The following is a 17,114-nucleotide window of genomic DNA, read 5'->3' on the forward strand; positions in this document are numbered from 1 at the left end:
GTCTAACTCTGGTAATAAGAGATAGTATAAAAAGGCACTGAGATTTAAGTCTCAGTGCCTTTTTGATTTCCCGATATATCATATATGATATAATGGGCAGCTTCTAAACTTAGGACAGGAAGTCTTCCAAGGCCAGGCTGGCGCTTTCCCAGGCTTCTAAGGCCTCAAGTTGGGCAGCTTCTGCCTCTTGCAGGTCTTGGTGGAGCTGGGCTAGTTGGCTCTGGTCATTGGCCAGGGCAGCCGTCTCCATCTGGGTGTGGAGTTGGGCGATGCGAGCCTCCCATTGGGCGTGGCTGGCGTCTGCCTGATCCACGGCTTCTTCCAAGCGGCGGCGTTGACGCTTGGCTTCTTTCATGGCTTGGTAGTCTTGCTGGGCCGGATTAGCTGAATTGGCTGTCTTAGGCTCAGTGCTTGCCTGGCTAGCTTGGCTCTGGGCAATCAAGGTTTCTTCAGCCTTCTTCTCCTGATAGTAGTCGTAGTCGCCTAGGTAGGTCTTGACGCCTTGTGGGGTGACTTCGACTACTTGCGTCGCCAGTCGGTTAATGAAATAACGGTCGTGGGAGACGAAGAGCAGGGTGCCATCGAAGGCAATCAAGGCATCTTCCAGAACTTCCTTACTGTCGATATCCAAGTGGTTGGTCGGTTCGTCTAGAATCAGGGTGTTGTCGTGCTCAGTGGCTAAGAGGGCTAGACTGAGCCGGGCCTTCTCGCCCCCGCTCAGCATGGAGACCTTCTTGAGGACGTCATCGCCGGAGAAGAGGAAGCTGCCAAGAATGGTCCGAATGACCTTCTCGTCAGTGGTGTCATGAGCCTGCCAGAGGGTTTCTAAGACGGTCAAATTCTCGTCAGGCAAGACCAGGTTCTGGTCGTAGTAGCCGATTTGGACGCCCGTCCCAAAGCGATAGGTCCCTGCCAGGGCGGGCAGTTGGCCAATCAGGGTCTTGAGCAAGGTGGTCTTGCCGACCCCGTTAGGCCCCACTAGGGCGATGGCTTCTTGGCGTCGGACCTGGAGGTCGAGATCCTGGGCGACCGGCGTTGCCTCATAGCCCACCGCCAAATGGTCGACGGCGAGGACATCTTCACCGGAATCCTTGGCCGCCAGAAACTGGATGCGTGGCGCCTGCTTGTCCTGCTTAGGCTTTTCTAGGCGGTCCATTTTCTCCAACTGCTTGCGGCGACTTTGGGCCCTTTTGGTCGTTGACGCCCGCACCAGGTTACGTTGGACGAAGTCCTCGAGTTTTTGAATGGTGGCTTGTTGAGCGGCATAGGCCTTCTCTTCCGCGGCTAGGCGCAGGGCCTTCTCTTCCACATAGTAGCTGTAATTGCCCTTGTAGGTGTGAAGGCGATGATGGCGCAGTTCTAGGACCTGGTTGACCACCTTATCCAGGAAATAACGGTCGTGGGAAACCAGGAGGAGGGCACCCTTGTAGCCAGTCAGGTAAGTTTCTAACCAGGCTAGGGTGGTCATATCTAAGTGGTTGGTCGGCTCGTCCAGAATCAGCAGGTCATAGTCCATGAGCAGGATGCGGGCCAGGGCCAGACGGGTCCGCTGTCCCCCGGATAATTGGCTGACCGGCGTAGCATAGTCAGCTTCGTAGAAACGGAAACCGTGTAGAACGGTCCGGATATCGGACTCAATAGCATAGGCATTGCGTTGGGTTAGGGCCTCCTGGAGTTGGTCGTAGCGCTCCAAGGCAGCCTGGTAGGCTGGCGCTTGGGTGTCATCAGACAGCTCAGCTAGTCGCATGGCGGCTTCCTCAGCTGTCTGGCGTAGGGCCAAAGTCTCCTGGAAGACCGCTAGCATGGTATCCCAGATGGACAGGCTGTCGTTCCATTCGGTCCGAACATGTTGGGCCAGGTAGCCGATTTTTAGGCCTTTGGCCTTGGTGATGGAACCGTCCGAGATTGGCTCCTCGCCCATGATTTGCTTAATCAGGGTGGACTTGCCGGCCCCATTACGGCCCACTAGGGCAATGCGGTCTTGAGTTTGGATATTGAAGGAGACCCCTTCATAGAGGGTGTCATCGGCAAAGCGCCGAGCCAGGTCATTGGCTTGTAGTAGAATCATAGTAGGCGATTCCTTTCTATCAGTGTCTCTATCATTATACCTTGAAGATTCAGGACCTTCAAGGAAAGAGAAGGGACGAATTCTCGGAGACCGGAGGGCGGGTTATCGTCATCTTGTTCTTCAATATTTTAGGCCTAGTTCGGGTTAACCCGAACTGGGTGGGTAATCTTGACAAGCAAGAAAGTCATAGGGGAAGATTTTATTGCCTTTATATCAATAGCAAAGTGTAGAAAACATTGAGAAACTTAAATTAGTCCAAGTATTTTTTAGTGGAGACAAGGCTCATGTTTGGGACAAAAGAGAGAGTTAGACGGCGAGAAATCTGTTGGAAGACTGGCCTGGCCAGGCTAGAGCCGGTCCAGCTCCCAATGCCTGCTTTAGGTTTTAATGCCGAAAGACAATCACGGGTTCTCGCCACAAAGACCGAGAATTTAATTATCTTGCTTTTCAACATTTTACGTTGAGTTCGGGTTAACCCGAACTCGCATAAAGATACTGAAAAACAAGAAAGTGATGGTGGTGTCTATTATTGCTGTGCTATCAATGTTTATCGGAATAATATGGCTAGAAATGTAAAATGGCCAGAATAATTTTTGTTAAAAATAGCCTAGCCAGGCGGAAGACTGGCGCTGCCAGATAGCTAGTTTAGGTTTAAAGACCAAAGGCACGCATAACGGATAGGCGCTAACTCCAAATCAAAACAATCTTGCTAATCAATATTTGGCATCGAGTTGTGGTTAACCACAACTCACATCAAAAAACTGAAAACCAAGAAGTTTATAGAGTTTCCTGATATGCTTGTCGCATCAATAGCCATCCCGAAAATATTCAGATAAAGTTAAAATGCCCCAAAATATTTTTACCTCAAATCTTATCGAGCTAGCCACAAAAAAGAGCCCCTCAAGAGGAGCTCGAGTCTATTTAGCTAGCAACTTGTGACCGATCATAGTCATAGAGACGGGTCAGGACATAGGCCAATCCGCAGGACACACCATGCGTGAAGGTGATGTGCTGGGTTAAGAAGAGAGGGGCCACATAAATCAAGATAGCCAAGGCGCCATAGAAGTGCGGTTTGTATTGTGGGAAGCGACGGACATAGCGCAGATAAATCATGGCGAGCACATAGCCCCAGATGGCACCACCCGTAATCGGATGTAAGAAGAGTTGATAGGCTGGCATGCGGAGAAAATCCATGGGGGAAACAATCCTTTCTACTAGTAACTAATTTATTTGATTTTGTATCGTCTGATGGTAAGGGTCAAGACGCCGTCTTGGAAGCCACCCTGGGCTTCGTCGATGGCCTTGCCCAGGAAGCTGTAGTCATGGCCGGAGCAGTGACTACCCAGGAGGGCATTGAAGTATTCGTCCACTTCGATTTCCCGCGGACTTTGTAAATCCTTGAGTAGCTCTTGGAAGCTAGCGGGTTCGGCCTGGCAGGGCGCTTGGACCGTTATTTCAATGACTTGGTTGCTAGCCTTAAAGTCCAGGTTAAAATCATTGAGGCCATTGTCTAAGAAATAGGAGACAATCTCCTTCATAATACGCGTTGCTTTGTGTTTTTCGATATTCATAGGGGGCTCCTTCTAATCATCATAAGCGTGATGGTTGCTGCGCAGGGTATCATAGATGGGTACCAGGAAGGCGGCGACAAAGCCACCCGCAAAGCCGTTGTTATAGAGGCTCATGCCTGCGTGTAAGCTAAAGACCATACTCACTACATTATAATGCAAAAAGCCTGCGACTGCACCATAAATGATGCCATAATGTCCAGCAATTGGCGCTAGGGTGGTCCCAAATAAGATAGGCACCCAAACCGAGGATTGGGCGGGATCTTGGCCTAGCAATAAGGCAGCTAGCAGAATGCCGGCTGAGATAGGCAGGCAGTTACGCGGGTGCTTACCGAAGGCGGAGAAGCCCATGACCCCTAAGATGCCGCCCAGGATAGGGCCATTGAATTGGACACCCAAGACCAGGGCAATCAACAAGTAGAGGCTACCGTTAAGGGCCATATTGAAGGCGGCCGTTCCGAAGCCGAAGTGAGCTAGGAAGTCATCCGGTGTCCGCCCGGCCCGGCGCAAGAGTTTGCCGTAGTTGGCTTTGACTTCTGTCCGCTTGAAGGCTGCTAGGCCAAAGAGCCCTAGCAAGATGCCTAGCAGATAGAGGACTAAGAGGCCATGATGCTCTTGATTGAGGATGCTGAGGCTAGGCGCCTCTAGCTTGAAGTAGCGGAAGCTGATAGTCCCGAACATGGCGATAAGGCCCATGGCGAAGCCAAAGTTATAGAGGTTAAAGCCTTGGTGGAACTTAAGGTATTGCTCAGCCAAAGGCGCCGAGATAAAGCCGACGCCAGTCCCAATCAGGGCTGCCAAAATTAGCGACCACCAGGACAAGCCAGGTGCGATGGCCCAGAAGGAGATAAAAGGCGCCGCCGAAGTGGCGAAGAGGCTGACCGTGGTCAAGGAGCCGAAGGATTGGCCGGTCCAGCGACTATAGAGGTAGACCCCATAAATAATAGGCAGGATATTCAAGACATGGGTCCCGAAAAGGGCGTGGCCAGCAAAGATACCGGCGGCTGCCGCTTGCAGACCATTGAGACGTGACCGCGTGTTGGTGTAGACCAGGATGTAGGCAATAACGAAATGGCAAGCCACATTGAAGAAGGTAGCCGCCATCCCCATGGCCGTAAAGTCGGTCATTAGGTAGCTTTGTTTACTTAAAATTTGGCCGTAATCAGACCAGAGGCTTCCAGCATCTGGCATCAAAAAGCTAAAAATAAAGGTATAGAGGGCCAGCACTAAGAGACTAGACTTCTTGGTGGGCCGCAGAAAAGATGGAATAGTAGAATCAGCCATGGGAACCTCCTTATCAGCTGCTAATGTTAGTATAGCACAAAGGAAAGGCTTTCGCGGGGTTTTTTGCTGTTTTTCTGAGGGGCTTATATTAACAAATTATAGTTGTTTTAGCAAAAAATAGAGAAGTCTGTGACAAGACTTGATTTAGGGTAAGCGCTTAGCAATAATAGAGGATAGAGGAGACTCGATTCGTGATGAGGAGGAAGAAAAATGGCAATGCCAGTATCAACTGAATTAAAAAAATATATGGAAAAGATTTGTGATCAAGCCCGGGCAGTCAATCCCCGTTGGGCTGAGGTCTTTCATGAGTGCTTCTTAAATACCCTAGAGACCACCATCGAACGCCTAGAAGATGGCAGCACCTTCGTGGTGACCGGGGATATCCCGGCTATGTGGCTGCGTGACTCGACCGCACAAGTACGGCCTTACCTAGTCTTAGCCAAGGAGCACGAGGACATCTACGACATGATTGCCGGTTTAGTCGAGCGCCAATTTGGCTATATCTTAATTGACCCTTATACCAATGCCTTCAACCAAGAACCAAATGGCCAAGGCCACGGAGCGACCGACCACACACAAATGAATGACTGGATTTGGGAGCGCAAATACGAAATTGATAGCTTGGCCTATGCCATTCAGTTAGCTTACCTACTTTATGTCAATAGTGGCCGGACCGACCACTTAACAGAGACTGTCCGCAAGGGTTTGGTGACCATTCTAGACCTCTGGCGCACAGAGCAAGACCATGCAGGGTCTAGTCCTTATCGCTTTGTGCGTGACACCGACCGCCAAGAAGATACCCTACCATTTGATGGCAAGGGCTCACCCGTTGGCTACACCGGCATGACCTGGTCTGGCTTCCGGCCAAGTGATGACCGTTGCACCTACCACTACCTGGTGCCATCCAACCAATTTGCCAGCGTGGTCTTGGGCTATGTGGCAGAATTGGCGCCATTCTTGGGCTTGAGCCAAGAAGAAATCGAACTAGCGGCTACCCTTAAGGATCAAATCCAGGCCGGCATTGAGCGTTATGGGATTATTCAAAACGCCCAAGGTCAAGCAGTCTATGCTTACGAAGTGGATGGTTTAGGCAATGCCAGCATCATGGATGATGGCAATGTGCCAAACTTACTTTCCCTGCCTTACCTAGGCTTCTGTTCAGAAGATGATCCGATCTATGTAGCCACACGCCAGACCGTTCTGTCGCCAGAGAACCCTTACTACTACAGTGGCAAATTAGCTAGTGGCTTGGGCTCCTCCCATACCTGGGATCAATATATCTGGCCAATTTCCCTCTCTATGGAAGGCTTGACGACCAGCCATAAGGCAGAGAAGGCTCGGATTTTAGACTTGCTGGTCAATACGGACGCCGGCACTAACCAAATGCACGAATCCTTCCACGTGGACGATGACAGTCGTTACACCCGGGAGTGGTTCTCCTGGTCTAATATGATGTTCTGCGAACTCCTCTTAGACTACTTCGATATTCGCGTTAAACGCTAGAAAGACATGAGGCAATAAAATGAGCAAGAAAACCGTTCATATCATTTCCCACTCCCACTGGGATCGGGAATGGTATCTTCCCTTTGAAGAACACCACCTACGTTTAGTCGACTTGATTGATCAAGTCCTAGACCTATTCGACACAGATCCAGACTACCGTTACTTCCACCTGGATGGCCAGACTATCACCTTGGCCGACTATCTACAAATTCGTCCCCATCAAGAAGCGCGCCTTAAGGCGGCCGTTCAGTCCGGTAAATTACGGATTGGGCCCTTCTATATCTTGCAGGATGCCTTCCTGATTAGTGGCGAGGCAACGGTTCGTAACGGTCTGATTGGTTATCAGGATCTCAAACGCTGGGGGGTTAAGGGCGAACAATTAGGTTACTATCCGGATACCTTCGGCCTAACCGGCCAAACTCCACAAATCACTCGTGGCATGGGCATGTCTGTGGCGGCCTTTGGTCGCGGGGTCAAACCAACGGGCTTTGATAACCAGACCTTTGAAGAAGGTAGCTTCAAGTCGGCCTTCTCAGAGCTTACCTGGAAGAGTCCAGATGGCTCGGATGTCCTGGGGATTCTCTTCGCTAACTGGTATAGTAACGGCAATGAAATCCCTGCTGATCCTGAGCAAGCCAAAGTCTTCTGGGATAAGAAATTAGCCGATGCTGAGCGCTATGCGGTCTCTGACCAGTTGCTCATGCTTAATGGCTGTGACCACCAACCTGCCCAGACTGATCTGTCCCAAGCCATTGCCTTGGCCAACCAGCTCTACCCAGACTATGAATTTATCCACTCTAACTTTACCCTCTATCAAGAAGCCCTAGAAGCGAGTCTAGCAAGCAATCAACCACAATTAAGTGTGGTGGAAGGGGAATTACGTTCGCAAGCAACCGATGGTTGGTATACTTTGGCCAACACCGCTTCTTCCCGTCTCTACCTCAAGCAGTATTCAGCTCGTCTGTCTGACTACTTGGAGCAAGTTCTAGAGCCTTTGGCCACCTTAGCTAGCCGCTACGGCTACGTCTACCCAAGCGATAAAATTGACTTTATCTGGAAGACCCTCTTGCAGAACTACCCTCATGACAGCATTTGTGGCTGTAGTATCGACGAAGTTCACCGGGGCATGGTGTCCCGCTTTGAAGCCGTTGAAGCGGCTAGCCAGACCCTAGTGCGAGGCATCCTAGACTTCTTGGCTCAGCAGGTCAAGGCGCCAAATCGTTTGCCAGACCAGCCTTATGTCTTGCAGGTATGGAATCCAAGCAATTGCCTCAAGGAAGGTCGTCTAGTCAGCAAAGTCGTCTTAGACCGGGCCTTCTTCAGTCAATATCCAGTTAAAGAAGCCTATCAACGTATGGCGGAATTAGCCATTGAAGACTACCAATTAGTGGATGGCCAAGGTCAAGTCGTGCCTGCCACCATTGTGGACCTAGGGGCTAACTTCGACTATGACCTACCAGATGACCGCTTCCGCCGAGCCTACTTCGCACGTGAATTAGAAGTGGAATGGCTAGCCACCGTGCCAGCTATGTCCTTGGCTGAGTACTATCTGGTACCTAAGACAGAGGACCTGGAACTAGAAGGTGGAGCCCAAGACAAGGAGTTAATCGAGAATGACTACCTCAAAGTGGCCCTTGCAGCCAACGGCTCTGTTACCATCACCGATAAGGTGACCGGCAAGGTCTATGAAGATCAAGGTCTCTTAGAAGAGACCGGGGATGTGGGCAATGAATATATTTTCCGCGAATCCTTAGGCCAATCTTTGACCCAAGCCGACGCTCTCATTAGCACCCGGGTCATCCATGATGGCTTGGCCGATCATCTGGTCCTAGGCTATCAACTTCAAGTGCCAATTTCGGCTGACTATGCCTTACTAGAGGCGCAAAAACAAGTCATCGATGTGGTCGAGCGCCAAATTGGTCGGGCTGACGAGACAGTACCGGTTGAAATCTTCGTGACCTATAGCCTCACCCCTCAATCACGGGGCCTAGCCATCCGCCTAGAAGGGCACAATGAGGTCTTGGATCATCGGGTACGATTGGGCTTCAAGCTGCCTGAGCGCACGGATCGCCACTTTGTCGACTCTGCCTATGAATGGCTCTGGCGCTCTAACCATGTGGCACCTGAATGGCGTAACCCAAGCAACCCACAAGCCCTACACCGCAATGTGGCCATTGGGGAGAGTCAAGGTTTGACCGTGAGCGTACAGGGGCTACCTGAATATGAAGTGACCGCCGACGACCAGGCGACTTATCTCTATCTGACCTGCTTGCGTTGCACTGGCGAATTAGGGGACTGGGGTTACTTCCCAACACCGGAAGCCCAATGTCTGGGCGATTACGAAGCCAGTGCCTACCTCCAATTCTGGCAAGGCCAAGATCAGTTAAGCCAAAGCTTTGCGACCGGGTCTTCCATCTTCATCCCACTCTTGGTTAAGCAAGCTAGCCTAGGCCAAGATTTGGCTGACTGGCAAGCTAGCCCAGTCAAGGTCAATGACCTGCCAAGAGGCATCGAAGTGACGGCCTTCAAGCAGGCCCACGATAGCCAAGATTGGATTCTCCGCCTAGTCAGCCATGCTTCAGAGACGCTCGACCTAGCACCTTATCTACCTAGCAAGTTGCAATCGGTCAACCTCTTAGAAGAGGACCTAGAGGCGACCTCTTCGCTGATTGCGCCTTATGAAATCAAGACCTATCGCCTTAAGAAAGGGTAAGTATTATGACTAAGATTTGGATTGAAGATGCGGCCTTGCGCGACAAGGTTCAGCGTCTAGAAGCAGAATTAGACCTATCCCTAGCACCTGATGGCCGCCTGGTTGACTATCAAGCGGGCCCAGCGGGCAAGTTAGAAGTATCTCACCAAGGGGAGGGCGTCCTCATTGTGGCACCTGACCTACCACATTTCTTCCATGGCTTGGCCCTCTGGAATATGCGCCAGCAAGCTGGTCAGACCAGCAGCTTTAGTCAGCCCATTAGCTTCAGCCGTAATGGCCTCATGCTGGATAACTCCCGCAATGCCGTTGCCAAGGTGGACTATGTTAAGTCCCTCTTAAGACGCTTGGCCGTCTTAGGCCACAGTTGGTATATGCTCTATATGGAAGATGTCTATGAAATTCCGGAGCAACCTTATTTTGGGGCCTTCCGAGGGCGTTATAGCCAGGCCGATTTGCGTGAATTGGATGCTTACGCCCAGGACTTGGGTATTGAATTGGTGCCTTGTGTACAGACCTTGGCCCACCTCAACCAGTTCTTCCAATGGGAGCATATTAACAGTCAATATGCAGACTTGGCTGACGTCCTCCACGTAGGGCGGGAAGAGACCTATACCTTAATCGACCAAATGTTGGCCTCTCTCTCTTCTTGTTTTACAACCAAGCGCATTCACTTAGGCATGGATGAAGCCTATGACCTAGGGCGAGGCCATTATCTGGATCAAGTGGGCTTGCGAGCCAAGACTGACATTATGTTGGACCACCTAGCCCGTATGAAGACCCTCTGTGACCGCTATGACCTAGAACCAATCATTTGGGATGACATGTTCTTCTCTTGGTATAACCAAGTGGGAGAAGACGAGAAAATCGACATTCCTGAGGGCATCAGCCTCATGTACTGGGATTACTACCAACATACCACCCAAGCTTACTTGGATAAAATCGCCCAACGCCGTAGTTTAGGGGCTCAAGTCAGCTTTGCTGGTGGGGCCTGGCGTTGGACGGGTTACACACCGCACCACCGTAAGACCTTGGTGGCTAGCCTGGCCGGCCTAGCAGCGGCCCGCCAAACCGGCATCCAGGAAGTCATGGCGACTGCCTGGGGTGACGATAGTTCTGAGTCACCATTTGAAGTGGCCGTCTTCGGCCTGGTCCTCTATTCTTACCTAGACAGCCATGCTGACTATGTAGAAGAGGAGTTTAGCCAATGGCTAAGCTTCTTCACCGGCTTATCCCTATCCGACTGGCTCAAGCAAGGGGAATTAGACTTGTTGCCAGAATGGGATCAATTAGCAGGCATTGATGTGACGCCTTCTAAATACTTCTTCTATCAAGATTTGCTACTGCCGATGTTTATGCCACAAATTGAGTCCATGGATGTGGACTATGGGGCCCGTATGGCCAAATTAGCCGTTGACTTCGATGCTATGGAGGGTGGCAACCCAGCTGTCAACCAGTTCTATAGCGACTATGCCCTCTGCTTGGCCAACAAATGGAACCTGCCTTACTTAATCTGGCAGGCCTATCATGCCCACGACCGTCAGACGCTAGCTGACCTCGTTCACGGTCGCTTGCCACAACTGATTGCGGACTACGACCGCGTCCTGCAAAGTCGTCGTCAAGTCTGGTTACAAGAAGCCAACCCATTTGGCTTGGAAATCTTAGAATATCGGATTGGCGGGCTGATGACCCGGACGCAAGCGGTCATTTCGCGCTTGAAGGATTATCTGTCAGGCCGCCTTGACAGTCTGCCAGAGTTGGAGGAAGCACGACTCAATCCGCTGCCAAACGACCAAAGTGGCTTCAAACCAGCCGTCAACTACAACCGCGCCCTACGGACCATGTCGCGGTCCCGTATGACCTGGTAGCATCAGACAAAAAAGGCAAGGGAATGCCCCTTGCCTTTGGCTTTATGAATACAAAAATGACGAGGACTCAGTCCTCGTCATTTGATTTCGTCTGTGATTACCAGGCGCGGATGCGACCTTGGCAGTCTGGGCAGACACCGTAAACTTCGACTTTAGTCCGGTTGGTTGTATAGCCGGTTTGTTTATGGACGTCTTCGGTTGGATCTGGGAACTTAGTCATAGCGAAGTCCGCAATTTTCCCACAGCGTTCACAGATAATGTGCTGATGGTTGTAGCCATTTAGGCCCATGTAGTCATAACGACTGGTGACATCAGAGAATTTCATCTCATTGACATAACCTTCTTTGACTAGGAAAGACAGGTTATTATAGATAGTCGCAAGACTAAGGCTTGGCCAGTCGGGTAAGAGATCATGGTAGATTTCTTCCACGGTAGGGTGATTGTGTGTCTGAATCATATAGGATAGAATGGCGCGACGTTGCGGCGTCATCCGAATGTGCTTATTCTTAAGTTGGGCAACAACTTGTTCCAGTTCTTTAGCGACATCAGTTACATATTCCATTTTGGGTCACCTCCTTTTATTTATTGATAATTAAAACAATCTACTACATATAAAATTGTAGCACAAATTTTAGCGATAAGTCAAGCCAATTGCCTTCTCCATCCGTGCTAGGACCTTGTTAGCCTGTTCGTTGGCCTTCTTAGCTCCGTCGGCCAAGATGTCGTCTAGGGTGCTAGAAGTCAAGAGACGATGATATTCCGCTTGGATGGGCTCTAGGGTCGCGATAATGCTGTCGGCAATGGCCTGCTTAAAGGTCCCATAGCCAGCCTCATGATATTCAGCCACCAGAGAGTCGATCGAACGGCCAGAAAAAGCAGAGAAAATATCCAGCAGGTTGCTGACAGCTGGTTGATTTTCACGGTCGTAATTGACTTGGCCAACCGAGTCAGTGACGGCACTCTTCATCTTCTTCAGGATGGTCTTAGGATCATCTAGGAGGGAGATGGTCGCCTTGGCATTGGTATCGGACTTGCTCATCTTGCTGAATGGGTCCTGCAGACTCATGACCCGGCCACCGGATTTAGGGGTGATGATTTCAGGTTTGACTAGGAGCTCCTTGCCCTTGCCGTAGCGTTGGTTGAAGCGGTCCACATAGTTACGGGTTAACTCCAAATGTTGCTTCTGGTCTTCGCCCACCGGTACATAGGCAGCATCATAGAGAATAATGTCTGCCACCATTAAGGCAGGGTAGCAGAGCAAGCCAGCATTGACACTTTCTTGCTTGGTGGATTTATCTTTAAATTGGGTCATGCGTTCCAATTCGCCCAAGCCGGTCGTACAGAGAATTATCCAAGCTGCTTGCGTGTGGGCTGGGACATCAGACTGAACGAAAATGGTTGCCTTCTTAGGGTCAATCCCTAGGGCTAGATAGAGGGCCGCTAGCTCACGGGTTGTTTGGTGGAGCTTGGCTGGCTCTTGGGGCACGGTAATGGCGTGCTGGTTGACGATACAGTAGGTAGCGTCATAGTCATCTTGTAATTCAACAAATTGGCGCATAGCTCCAACGTAGTTCCCGATAGTTGGAACCGAAGTAGGTTGAACGCCAGAAAAAATTTTTGCTTTCATCAAATCGAGCCTCATTCTCTCTTAGTTTCGCTACTATTATTATAACGCAGTTTCACTTAATTGACAAAAGCAATGTGGCGCTCGCCTGGCAAAAGAAGGCAGAGGAGAGATTGAACAAGGACTTTTAAAGAATTCCCTAAGAGTATATGAATTTTTTGTGAAGTTTTGTTTACAGCTATGAACTAATCTCGGTCTTAAGTATGATTTATTGTTAAATTTCAAAAAAAGTATAGTAATCAGGGGCTAGGGGTAGTATAATAGCAGAGTAGTAATCGTAGTGGTTATTGAAAAAAGGAGTGATTAGTTTGGTAACGTTATATACGACCCCAAGTTGTACTTCATGCCGTAAGGCCCGCGCCTGGTTGGAAGAACATCAAATTCCCTACACAGAACGTAATATCTTTTCGGAACCACTGTCTCTACAAGAAATTAAAGATATTTTACGTATGACAGAAGAAGGGACAGAAGATATCGTCTCAACCCGTTCCAAAGCATATTCAGACTTAAATATTGAAATTAGCGAAATATCCTTGAATGACTTTTATCGCATTGTGCAAGAGCAACCAGGTCTCTTGCGTCGTCCAATCATGATTGACGAGAAACGCCTGCAAATCGGCTTCAATGAAGATGAAATTCGTCGTTTCTTGCCACGCGAAGTGCGTGCCTTGGAATTGCGTAAGGTGCAAGCCTTAGTCAATGAGTAATGAATAGAGTCTAGGTGAGGCCGGAACCTTGTTTCTGCCTCGCCTTTCTTTTCCCTTAGGACAATACATTAGGATAGCGTCTTGGCCTAAAGTTTAGTATAATGAAGAAATAGAGGAGGTGTTACTATGGAAATGGAACGTATCAATGAGGATACAATCAAAGTCTTGATTATGCCGGAAGATCTGGAAGAACGAGGGATTAACTTCTTAGAACTGATTAGCAACCACGCCCGCATTGAGCAATTCTTCTACTCCATCCTGGAAGAGGTGGACGTAGAGAACCAATTCGCGGAATCTGATTCCGTCACTTTCCATGTCATCCCATCCGATCGAGGCCTCGAACTCTACATTAGCCGTAGCAGTGGTAATGGCCTAGAAGATTTGCTGGAGAACGAAGTCCTCAAACGTCTCTTGGACCGTCGTAAATCCGCCCTAAAAGATAAGCAACAAGCCCAAGATCAAGAAGATCTCAGCGTCAATGAGAAGCTAGAAGTCCTAGAAGGCTTGACCAAGGAGATTGAAGCCGAGATTGAACAGGCCCAGGATCAAGAAGAACCTGTAGGGCCCGAGATTGTCTGCTTCGATAGCTTGGATGATTTCCTCAAGTTGGCACGTCAACTACGGGACTTCCCAGTTGAAAATAGCCTCTATCGCTACAATGACGCCTACTATCTGGTCTTGAGCGATGTGATTGGTGATTATGAACCAGACGGCCTCTACCAACAATTCCTCTTCATGCTGGAATTTGGGGAAGAAGCCACCGTCAAGGAAGCCATCTTGAAGGAACACGGGGAACTCTTGCAAGCGGGAGATGCCTTGGAATTCTTCGCACAATTTTAAGATTGACTGCCGTCTACAGGTTTTACCTGTAGACGGTTTTTTTGTGGTCGCTTACGGGCTATGGATATGTTAAAATAAGAGTAGAATGGGCAACTGGGCGAAGACTGTCCAGTGTCATCAGGAAAAAAGGGGGAAAGAGCATGACTTCAGTCATCACCTTCGGGCAGGGGGCGCATCCAGCGCAACTTCGCCTTGATAAATTAAACCGTCACGGCATTATCGCCGGTGCGACAGGGACCGGTAAGACCGTGACCCTTAAGGTCTTGGCCGAATTGCTAAGCCAAGAAGGCATTCCAGTCGTCCTCTCTGATATCAAGGGGGACCTTATGTCCTTGGCTCAAGCCAACAATACAGACGTCAGCGAGCGTCTGGCTCAGACAGGTCGTGAGAACTATGAACCAAGTTCTTATCCTGTACAACTTTGGGATGTCAAAGGCGAGAACGGGACGCCTTTGCGTTTGACCGTCTCCGATATGGGGCCTGTCATGTTAACCCGTCTCTTGGGCCTCAATGAAACCCAAGAATCCATTCTCAACGTGGTCTTCGATGTGGCCGATAAGCAAGGTCTCTTGCTGATTGACCTCATGGACTTGCGGGCTATGCTTAACTATGTGGCCGCTCATGCTGGCGAATTAAGCCAACACTACGGTAACATTCCAGCACGTTCCGTTGGGGCGATTCTACGCTCTTTGGTAATTTTAGAACAACAAGGGGCAGCCAAGTTCTTTGGTGAGCCAAGCTTAGAGATTGCTGACCTCATGCGCCAAGACAGCGACGGTCGAGGGATTGTCAACATCCTCAATGCGGAACAGCTCTTCAACCAACCAACCTTGTATGCCACTGTGCTTTTGGCCCTCTTGGCCGAGCTCTATGAGAACCTACCAGAAGTCGGGGACTTGGATAAACCTAAGTTGGTCTTCTTCTTCGATGAAGCCCACGCCCTCTTCAAGGATGCGCCGGCTGTCTTATTAGAGAAGATTGAACTCATTGTCCGCTTGGTTCGTTCCAAAGGGGTCGGGGTTTACTTCATTACCCAAAACCCAACCGATATTCCAGACAAGGTAGCCAGCCAATTGGCTAACCGCATCCAGCATGGTTTACGGGCCTTTACGCCTAAGGAACTCAAAACCGTTAAAACGGTAGCGGACACCTTCCGTCAAGAAGCCAACCAAGACCTAGCCAAGGTCATTCAAGAACTCAAGGTAGGGGAAGCCGTGGTGTCTACCCTGACGGAAGATGGGAGCCCTAGCCTGGCCGACCGGGTACTCATTTACCCACCGCAAAGTCTCTTAGGGACCATCGACCCAACCGTTAAGGCCAGCCTAATGAATAGCTCACCATTGGATGACAAGTATGGTGAAGCCATTGACCGTGAGAGTGCCCATGAAGTCATTCTCAAACAAACCCAAGAACAGGAAGCGGCCCTCTTAGCAGCCGCTCAAGCCGAAGAGGCAGCAGAAGTAGAAGAAGAGGAGGATGAAGACGTGGCAAAAACTAGCAAGAAATCAACTAGCACTGGTGGTCGCAAGACAGACAATCTCTTGGATCGTTTCATGAAAAATGTAGTCGGACAAGTGGGTCGTGAAGTCGGCCGTGTAGTATCCCGCGGGATTACCGGTATGTTCAAGAAGTAAGACCTTGCCCTATTCCTACGCCAGCCAATAAAGGAGTCGCTATCATGGAAACCTTATGTCTTGGTCGTCACTTAGCCGGAGCCAGTCGCATCGCCCTAGGCTGCATGCGCATGGCCTCCCATTCGCTACAAGAAGCTAGCCAGGTTCTGGAGACTGCCCGCCAGGTCGGCATTAATTTCTTCGATCATGCCGATATCTATGGCCGGGGCGAGTCGGAAGTCCGCTTTGCTCAAGCTGTGAAGGAACTTGGTATTCCGCGTGATCAACTGCTGATCCAGTCCAAATGTGGGATTCGCCTGCCGGAAGGATATTTTGACTTTTCCAGCCAGCATATTTTGGATTCGGTAGACGGCATTCTCAAACGCCTCAAGACCGACTATCTGGATGTCTTGCTCCTACATCGGCCCGATGCCCTGATGGAGCCGGACCAGGTGGCAGCCGCCTTCGATCGTTTGCATGCAGCCGGTAAGGTGCGTTATTTCGGCGTCAGCAACCAGAACCCTTATCAAATAGAGCTACTTCAGGCCAGTGTAAGCCAGCCCCTCATTATTAATCAATTGCAGTTGGGGCCTGCCCACACGCCTATGATTGATGCCGGCCTCAATGTCAACATGCAAGAAGCCGCAGGTATTAACCGTGATGGGGGCATTCTGGATTATTGCCGCCTTAAGGGCATGACCATCCAACCATGGTCGCCCTTCCAGGTAGACTTGCATCAAGGAGTCTTCATGACCCATCCTGACTATCAGCTCTTGACCGAGACCTTAAGTCAGGGCGCTAAGCAACATGGCGTGGCCTTCGAAGCCATGGTCATTGCCTGGCTCTTGCGCCATCCGGCAGGCTTCCAACCCATTGTGGGGACCATGAGCCCAAAACGGATTGAAGCGCTGGCCCAGGCTGAACGTGTGCAAATGACTCGCCAAGAATGGTATGACATCTACAAGAGTGCAGGCAATCGCCTCCCTTAATCAAGTGTGAAGGAGACAAGAATCAATGAAATTAATCGCCATTGAAATGGGAATTAAGTGGATAATACAATAAAAGCTCTAAATAGATTGAAATAAAGGAATTGGATGTTTGATAGAAATTTTGGTGTGATGAGATGGTTTGATGTCAAGTGGTTGAAATTTAAAACGTTAAAAAGTTGGTAATCGTTAAAATATAAGAATAAGAATTTTTCTAAATGAATGTACTTAAGACCCCTATAACAGCAATTAAATTTGATACTAAATCATCATACTCAATAGTTTTGATTAGGGCAAAGTAAAGTATATTTTATAGAAATCTCTAAAGCAATTTTCTTATTGA

At 49.6% G+C, this 17,114-nt stretch carries 13 protein-coding genes; 7 read left to right on the plus strand and 6 right to left on the minus strand.

From position 1 onward, the window contains the following. Positions 1 to 109 precede the first annotated feature (109 nt). The 4 genes from HMPREF3093_RS04390 to HMPREF3093_RS04410 form a co-directional block, all read right to left on the minus strand. Entirely contained in the window at positions 110 to 2,068 is a 1,959-nt protein-coding gene (locus HMPREF3093_RS04390; protein WP_070755783.1) for an ABC-F family ATP-binding cassette domain-containing protein, read from the minus strand. Between the two features lie 921 nt (positions 2,069 to 2,989). Then, positions 2,990 to 3,262, minus strand: coding sequence for a hypothetical protein (locus HMPREF3093_RS04400; RefSeq protein ID WP_070755785.1), 273 nt, complete (start codon positions 3,260 to 3,262; stop codon positions 2,990 to 2,992). Positions 3,263 to 3,294: 32 nt separating this feature from the next. Further along, positions 3,295 to 3,639: a hypothetical protein gene (locus HMPREF3093_RS04405; protein WP_070755786.1), complete on the minus strand. Its 345-nt coding sequence runs from the start codon at positions 3,637 to 3,639 to the stop codon at positions 3,295 to 3,297. A 12-nt stretch (positions 3,640 to 3,651) separates the two neighbouring features. Further along, the gene (locus HMPREF3093_RS04410) at positions 3,652 to 4,920 is read right to left on the minus strand and encodes a DUF1576 domain-containing protein (protein WP_070755787.1); all 1,269 of its coding nucleotides are present in this window, start codon (positions 4,918 to 4,920) and stop codon (positions 3,652 to 3,654) included. Between the two features lie 210 nt (positions 4,921 to 5,130). Here HMPREF3093_RS04410 and HMPREF3093_RS04415 point away from each other — a divergent pair, with 210 nt between their 5' ends. From HMPREF3093_RS04415 to HMPREF3093_RS04425, 3 genes are read left to right on the plus strand one after another with little or no spacing between them, the layout of a single operon-like run. After that, on the plus strand, positions 5,131 to 6,423 hold the full coding sequence (locus HMPREF3093_RS04415) for a glycoside hydrolase family 125 protein (protein ID WP_070755788.1): 1,293 nt from the start codon (positions 5,131 to 5,133) through the stop codon (positions 6,421 to 6,423). A 19-nt stretch (positions 6,424 to 6,442) separates the two neighbouring features. Further along, positions 6,443 to 9,136: an alpha-mannosidase gene (locus tag HMPREF3093_RS04420; protein WP_070755789.1), complete on the plus strand. Its 2,694-nt coding sequence runs from the start codon at positions 6,443 to 6,445 to the stop codon at positions 9,134 to 9,136. Positions 9,137 to 9,141: 5 nt separating this feature from the next. Then, positions 9,142 to 11,001 carry a beta-N-acetylhexosaminidase gene (locus tag HMPREF3093_RS04425; RefSeq protein WP_070755790.1) on the plus strand — a complete coding sequence of 620 codons (1,860 nt, stop codon included), beginning with the start codon at positions 9,142 to 9,144 and terminating at the stop codon, positions 10,999 to 11,001. Between the two features lie 97 nt (positions 11,002 to 11,098). On the opposite strand, the gene HMPREF3093_RS04430 is transcribed toward HMPREF3093_RS04425, so the two are convergent. Together HMPREF3093_RS04430 and trpS are read right to left on the minus strand one after the other, a co-directional pair. Further along, positions 11,099 to 11,563 (minus strand): Fur family transcriptional regulator, encoded by a 465-nt coding sequence (locus HMPREF3093_RS04430; RefSeq protein WP_023392324.1) that lies wholly within the window; start codon positions 11,561 to 11,563, stop codon positions 11,099 to 11,101. Positions 11,564 to 11,632: 69 nt separating this feature from the next. Continuing rightward, positions 11,633 to 12,628: a tryptophan--tRNA ligase gene (trpS, locus tag HMPREF3093_RS04435; protein ID WP_070755791.1), complete on the minus strand. Its 996-nt coding sequence runs from the start codon at positions 12,626 to 12,628 to the stop codon at positions 11,633 to 11,635. A gap of 305 nt (positions 12,629 to 12,933) precedes the next feature. Here trpS and spxA point away from each other — a divergent pair, with 305 nt between their 5' ends. The 4 genes from spxA (at position 12,934) to HMPREF3093_RS04455 (ending at position 16,774) form a co-directional block, all read left to right on the plus strand. Further along, positions 12,934 to 13,332 (plus strand): transcriptional regulator SpxA, encoded by a 399-nt coding sequence (gene spxA, locus HMPREF3093_RS04440; protein WP_035364812.1) that lies wholly within the window; start codon positions 12,934 to 12,936, stop codon positions 13,330 to 13,332. Between the two features lie 126 nt (positions 13,333 to 13,458). Then, positions 13,459 to 14,172, plus strand: coding sequence for an adaptor protein MecA (locus HMPREF3093_RS04445; protein WP_070755792.1), 714 nt, complete (start codon positions 13,459 to 13,461; stop codon positions 14,170 to 14,172). A 140-nt stretch (positions 14,173 to 14,312) separates the two neighbouring features. Beyond that, positions 14,313 to 15,806, plus strand: coding sequence for a helicase HerA-like domain-containing protein (locus tag HMPREF3093_RS04450; RefSeq protein ID WP_070755793.1), 1,494 nt, complete (start codon positions 14,313 to 14,315; stop codon positions 15,804 to 15,806). A 44-nt stretch (positions 15,807 to 15,850) separates the two neighbouring features. Next, positions 15,851 to 16,774 carry an aldo/keto reductase gene (locus tag HMPREF3093_RS04455; RefSeq protein WP_070755794.1) on the plus strand — a complete coding sequence of 308 codons (924 nt, stop codon included), beginning with the start codon at positions 15,851 to 15,853 and terminating at the stop codon, positions 16,772 to 16,774. Positions 16,775 to 17,114: the final 340 nt, after the last annotated feature.

The sequence above is a fragment of the Abiotrophia sp. HMSC24B09 genome (assembly GCF_001815865.1).
In the GTDB taxonomy this organism is placed as follows: Bacteria; Bacillota; Bacilli; order Lactobacillales; family Aerococcaceae; genus Abiotrophia.

Bases quoted from the DNA above. Each gene is read 5' to 3' on its own strand.
- HMPREF3093_RS04405 (WP_070755786.1), bottom strand. From the start codon at position 3,639: ATGAATATCGAAAAACACAAAGCAACGCGTATTATGAAGGAGATTGTC.
- HMPREF3093_RS04425 (WP_070755790.1), top strand. From the start codon at position 9,142: ATGACTAAGATTTGGATTGAAGATGCGGCCTTGCGCGACAAGGTTCAG.
- HMPREF3093_RS04415 (WP_070755788.1), top strand. From the start codon at position 5,131: ATGGCAATGCCAGTATCAACTGAATTAAAAAAATATATGGAAAAGATT.
- trpS (WP_070755791.1), bottom strand. From the start codon at position 12,628: ATGAAAGCAAAAATTTTTTCTGGCGTTCAACCTACTTCGGTTCCAACT.
- HMPREF3093_RS04400 (WP_070755785.1), bottom strand. From the start codon at position 3,262: ATGGATTTTCTCCGCATGCCAGCCTATCAACTCTTCTTACATCCGATT.
- HMPREF3093_RS04410 (WP_070755787.1), bottom strand. From the start codon at position 4,920: ATGGCTGATTCTACTATTCCATCTTTTCTGCGGCCCACCAAGAAGTCT.
- HMPREF3093_RS04390 (WP_070755783.1), bottom strand. From the start codon at position 2,068: ATGATTCTACTACAAGCCAATGACCTGGCTCGGCGCTTTGCCGATGAC.
- HMPREF3093_RS04445 (WP_070755792.1), top strand. From the start codon at position 13,459: ATGGAAATGGAACGTATCAATGAGGATACAATCAAAGTCTTGATTATG.
- HMPREF3093_RS04450 (WP_070755793.1), top strand. From the start codon at position 14,313: ATGACTTCAGTCATCACCTTCGGGCAGGGGGCGCATCCAGCGCAACTT.
- HMPREF3093_RS04430 (WP_023392324.1), bottom strand. From the start codon at position 11,563: ATGGAATATGTAACTGATGTCGCTAAAGAACTGGAACAAGTTGTTGCC.
- HMPREF3093_RS04455 (WP_070755794.1), top strand. From the start codon at position 15,851: ATGGAAACCTTATGTCTTGGTCGTCACTTAGCCGGAGCCAGTCGCATC.
- HMPREF3093_RS04420 (WP_070755789.1), top strand. From the start codon at position 6,443: ATGAGCAAGAAAACCGTTCATATCATTTCCCACTCCCACTGGGATCGG.